The following is a 4,317-nucleotide window of genomic DNA, read 5'->3' on the forward strand; positions in this document are numbered from 1 at the left end:
GGGCGGATGACTGCGGCAAGGCGTTGGCGGCATTTAGGGAGGTGCTGCGGGGTTAGGTGGCGTGGGCTGACCACGCGAATGGTTTCAATATTCACGCTATCGGGTTGCAGCGGCAGACGCTGCTGGTCCCCTCCTAGTCTCCCCGAGAGGCAGGGATTTCGGCGTAAGCAAACCCTCAAATCGATACGGGCATGGAAAGAAAATCACGGTGCGTCGTTCACCCTCCGAATGATCATCGATCGGGAGAGTAGCGTGACATCCAAGACCATCCTGCGCGCCAGCCTCGGCCTTGCTGCCATGTGCGTGACCTCGCTCGCGATTGCGCAGCAGCTTGCGCCGACAGCCGCCAAACCCCCAACCGTCTGGGCCGCCCCCGGGACGAAGGGGTCGCCGATCGACGGGACGATCTTCCACGCGCAGGTGCTGCTCGACGTGGCCGGATTCCCGTCGGGGGTGATCGACGGCAAGAAGGGGATGGTGTTCGGCAAATCGGTCAGTGGGTTTCAGGCGGCGCAGGGTCTGACGGTCAATGGCGAACTCGACGGGCCGACGCGAGCGGCGCTGCTCGGGCTCAACCGGCCGTCCACAGTGATGGTGACGCTGTCGCCCGATCAGGTCGGTGGGCCGTTCGTCCTGCCCTTCCCGAAGAAGCCCGAGGACCAGGCGACGCTCGCCTTCATGGGCTACCGCAACATGCTGGAAAAGGTCGCCGAGGAGTTTCACACCACGCCCGATACGATCGTCGCGCTCAACGGGCCGGAGGCGATGATCGGGCCGGGCAAGACGCTGCGCCTGCCCAATGTCGTCGCCGCCAACCGCAACTATGACGGGGTCAAGGCCGATGCAGCGCAGTGGATGGGGCTGCTCAACGTCGATGCAGGGTCCGCGCAAGGCGATTATATTCTTGTCAGCAAGAAGGAAGGCGTACTGCGCGTAATGAAGGGCGCGCCGCCGGCCGGGCCGCTGACCAAGGATGGCGGCAAGGGCGCGAGCTATACGCCGCCGACCGAGCTCGGCTCGGGCCAGGTGGTGGCGCAATTCCCGGTGACGATGGGCTCGACCCACGACCCGCTCCCGTTCGGCGTGTGGAAGGTCACGACCTATGCCTTTTTGCCGCCGTTCCACTACCAGCCGGACCTGTTCTGGGACGCCAAGGACCCCGAGGGCGGGGACAAGCGCCTCAAGCCGGGGCCGAACGGGCCGGTCGGCCTGGCGTGGCTCGACCTGACCAAGGAGCATTATGGCATCCACGGCACCGGATCGCCCGAGACCATCGGGCGGGCGGAGAGTCATGGCTGCATCCGCATGAGTAATTGGGACGTGCTGCGCCTGTCGCGGATGTTGAAACCGGGCTTCAAGGCTGTATTCACCAGCTGATGTTGAAAACCGTTGCCACAGTCGTACTGACCGCCATCCTGACCAGCGCCTTCTGGATTTTCGCCTATGGCGTTGCACGCAGCCCGCAGGCCGAGCAGGCGCGGGTCGACGGGCGGGTCGAGGGGAAGGGCGACGCGGCGACGGTCCAGGGTCGCGGCGGCCCGCTGGAAGTGGCTGAAAGCGTCGAGGTCGGGCCGTCGGGGCTCGCCATCCCGGTCGCGGGGATCAAGGCCGCGGAGCTCGAGGACACGTTCACCGCCGCGCGGGCGAGCGGGGCCCGGCGGCACGACGCGATCGACATCATGGCGGCGGAGGGGACTCCGGTCCACGCCGCCGCGCCGGGGACGATCGAGAAGCTCTATAATAGCATCGGCAAGGGCGGGATCACCGCCTACCAGCGGTCCGAGGACGGACGCTGGACCTATTATTACGCGCATCTGTCAGCCTATGCGACCGGCCTGACCGAGGGACAGAAGGTGCAGCGCGGGTCGGCGATCGGCTTCGTCGGCCACACTGGCGACGCCAGCCCGGACAGCCCGCACCTCCATTTCGCCATCAACCAGATGGCGGCGGGGGAGAAGTGGTGGCAGGGGACACCGATCAATCCCTACCCGCTGCTTGCCGGAAAAAGCGTCGCGCGCTAGGGGGACGCGCAGTTTTACGGCTTTCCGGAGCCCGGCTCTTTTCACCTTCTGGCATATAGGCGGATCACATGAAGATCAGCGGCGTGGACATTCGTCCCGGCAACATCATCGAATATGAAGGCGGCATCTGGCGCGCGGTCAAGATCCAGCACACCCAGCCCGGCAAGGGCGGCGCCTATATGCAGGTCGAGCTCAAGAATTTGATCGACGGGCGCAAGAATAATGTCCGCTTCCGCTCGGCGGAGACGGTCGAGCGGGTGCGGCTCGACACCAAGGATTTCCAGTTCCTGTTTGCCGAGGGCGACATGCTGACCTTCATGGACAAGGAAAATTACGACCAGATCAGCCTGCCGCGCGACCTGCTCGGCGATGCCTCGGCGTTCCTGCAGGACGGCATGGACGTGGTCATGGAACTCTACGACGAGCGCGCGCTGTCGGTGCAGCTGCCCGACACCATCGAGGCGATGATCGTCGAGGCCGACGCGGTGGTGAAGGGGCAGACCGCATCATCGTCCTACAAGCCCGCGATGCTCGACAATGGCGTCCGCGTCATGGTCCCGCCGCACATCGGCGCGGGGACGAAGATCGTCGTCGATGTTTACGAGCAGACCTACGTGCGTCGCGCCGACTGATGGCCAAGAAAACATGGTAAGTCATTCCGGCCTCATCACCGTCATGCAGCGCGCCGCGCGCAAGGCGGCGCCGCGCCTGCGCCGCGACTTTGGCGAGGTCGAGCAACTGCAGGTCAGCAAGAAAGGCCCGGGCGACTTTGTCACCATGGCCGACAAGCGCAGCGAGCAGACGATCGTCGAGGAATTGCGCAATGCGCGGCCCGACTGGGGCATGTTGCTGGAAGAAGGTGGCGTGATCGAGGGTGACTTGACCAAGCCGCGGTGGATCGTCGATCCGCTCGATGGCACGACGAACTTCCTTCACGGTGTGCCGCATTTCGCGATCTCGATCGCGGTCGAGGAGAAGAAGCCCGACGGCACCGGCGAGATTACGCAGGGGCTGGTCTATCAACCGGTCACCGACGAGAGTTTCTGGGCCGAAAAGGGGCGCGGGGCGTGGTTGCAGGACCGGCGGCTGCGGGTGTCGTCGCGGCGTAATCTCGACGAAGCGATGGTCGGCACCGGCATTCCCCATTTCGGGCGCGGCAATGTCGCCAACTGGTCGCGCATCTTTGGGGCAATCGCACCTGAAGTGGCGGGCATCCGGCGGTTCGGATCGGCCGCGCTCGACCTGGCGTGGGTCGCGGCGGGGCGGATGGACGGCTTCTGGGAGGAAGATCTCGACCCGTGGGACAGCGCGGCGGGCGTGCTGCTGGTCAAGGAAGCGGGTGGCTATGTGACCGATTATCGCGGACAGAACCGGATGTTCGATCGGCGCGAATATCTCGCCGCGAACGGCGATCTGCACAGCAAGCTGCACAAGCTCTTGGCGGGGGCGCTGCGCTAAGCACGTCGTCATCCCGGACTTGATCCGGGACCTGCCTTCTGCTTTCAAACCGGTGAAAAGACGGGCGGGTCCCGGTTCGAGCCCGGCATGACCGTTAGGAGGTGTTGCCCCCCTTCCTCCCCTGTCCTAAAGCGCGGCCAAGATTCGCCCCCCGGAGTACTCCCCTTGGCCGACGTTGCCTTCGGATATCTGCCGATCCTTCTGTTTCTCGCCGTTGCGCTCGCGCTGTCGGCGACGTTCGTGTTCGCGCCGATGCTCGTCAGCCGGCTGGCCGGGACAAACAAGCCGTCGGCGGCCAAGCTCGCCGAATATGAGTGCGGCTTCCCGGCGTTCGAGGACAGTCGGGCGCAGTTCGACGTGCGTTTCTACCTGGTCGCGATCCTGTTCATCGTGTTCGACCTGGAGGCGGCGTTCCTGTTCCCGTGGGCGGTGTCGCTGAAGTTTACCGGCTGGACCGGATGGATCGCGATGATGGTCTTCCTCGCCGAACTCGCGCTGGGCCTGGCCTATGCGTGGAAGAAGGGCGCGCTCGAATGGGAGTGATGCTGACCCCCGCCGAGAACGCGAACCCGAGCGAGGAGCAACTCGCGCGGGCGGCGGGGCTCGTCCCGGGCAGCGCCGAAATGGCGCGGTTCGAGGCGATGCGCGGCGAACTCGACGAGAAGGGTTTTCTCGTCGCCAGTCTCGACGACCTTACGACCTGGGCGCGGACCGGGTCGCTGTGGTGGATGACCTTTGGGCTGGCGTGCTGCGCGGTCGAGATGATGCAGGCGTAGATGCCGCGCTACGACAACGAGCGCTTCGGCTATGCCCCGCGCGCGTCGCCCCGCCAGTCCGA

At 65.3% G+C, this 4,317-nt stretch carries 5 protein-coding genes and 1 pseudogene; all 6 read left to right on the top strand.

Translation table 11 applies throughout. From position 1 onward, the window contains the following. The first annotated feature begins 252 nt into the window (after positions 1-252). Positions 253-1,377: a L,D-transpeptidase family protein gene (locus RMN84_RS03065; RefSeq protein ID WP_309610737.1), complete on the top strand. Its 1,125-nt coding sequence runs from the start codon at positions 253-255 to the stop codon at positions 1,375-1,377. After that, a complete protein-coding gene (locus RMN84_RS03070) occupies positions 1,377-2,021 on the top strand; it encodes a M23 family metallopeptidase (protein ID WP_309610738.1) in 645 nt (214 codons plus the stop codon). Before RMN84_RS03065 ends, RMN84_RS03070 begins: the two co-directional genes overlap by 1 nt. A gap of 68 nt (positions 2,022-2,089) precedes the next feature. Next, positions 2,090-2,653, top strand: coding sequence for an elongation factor P (efp, locus tag RMN84_RS03075; RefSeq protein WP_309610739.1), 564 nt, complete (start codon positions 2,090-2,092; stop codon positions 2,651-2,653). 13 nt (positions 2,654-2,666) lie between these two features. After that, positions 2,667-3,479, top strand: coding sequence for an inositol monophosphatase family protein (locus RMN84_RS03080; RefSeq protein ID WP_309610740.1), 813 nt, complete (start codon positions 2,667-2,669; stop codon positions 3,477-3,479). A gap of 165 nt (positions 3,480-3,644) precedes the next feature. Beyond that, positions 3,645-4,022, top strand: coding sequence for an NADH-quinone oxidoreductase subunit A (locus RMN84_RS03085; RefSeq protein WP_309610741.1), 378 nt, complete (start codon positions 3,645-3,647; stop codon positions 4,020-4,022). An 80-nt stretch (positions 4,023-4,102) separates the two neighbouring features. After that, positions 4,103-4,317 (top strand): annotated as a pseudogene (locus RMN84_RS03090) (NADH-quinone oxidoreductase subunit B); the annotation flags it as partial.

It is taken from the genome of Sphingomonas sp., assembly GCF_031380695.1.
Taxonomy (GTDB): Bacteria; Pseudomonadota; Alphaproteobacteria; order Sphingomonadales; family Sphingomonadaceae; genus Sphingomicrobium.

Bases quoted from the DNA above. Each gene is read 5' to 3' on its own strand.
- RMN84_RS03070 (WP_309610738.1), top strand. From the start codon at position 1,377: ATGTTGAAAACCGTTGCCACAGTCGTACTGACCGCCATCCTGACCAGC.
- RMN84_RS03080 (WP_309610740.1), top strand. From the start codon at position 2,667: ATGGTAAGTCATTCCGGCCTCATCACCGTCATGCAGCGCGCCGCGCGC.
- efp (WP_309610739.1), top strand. From the start codon at position 2,090: ATGAAGATCAGCGGCGTGGACATTCGTCCCGGCAACATCATCGAATAT.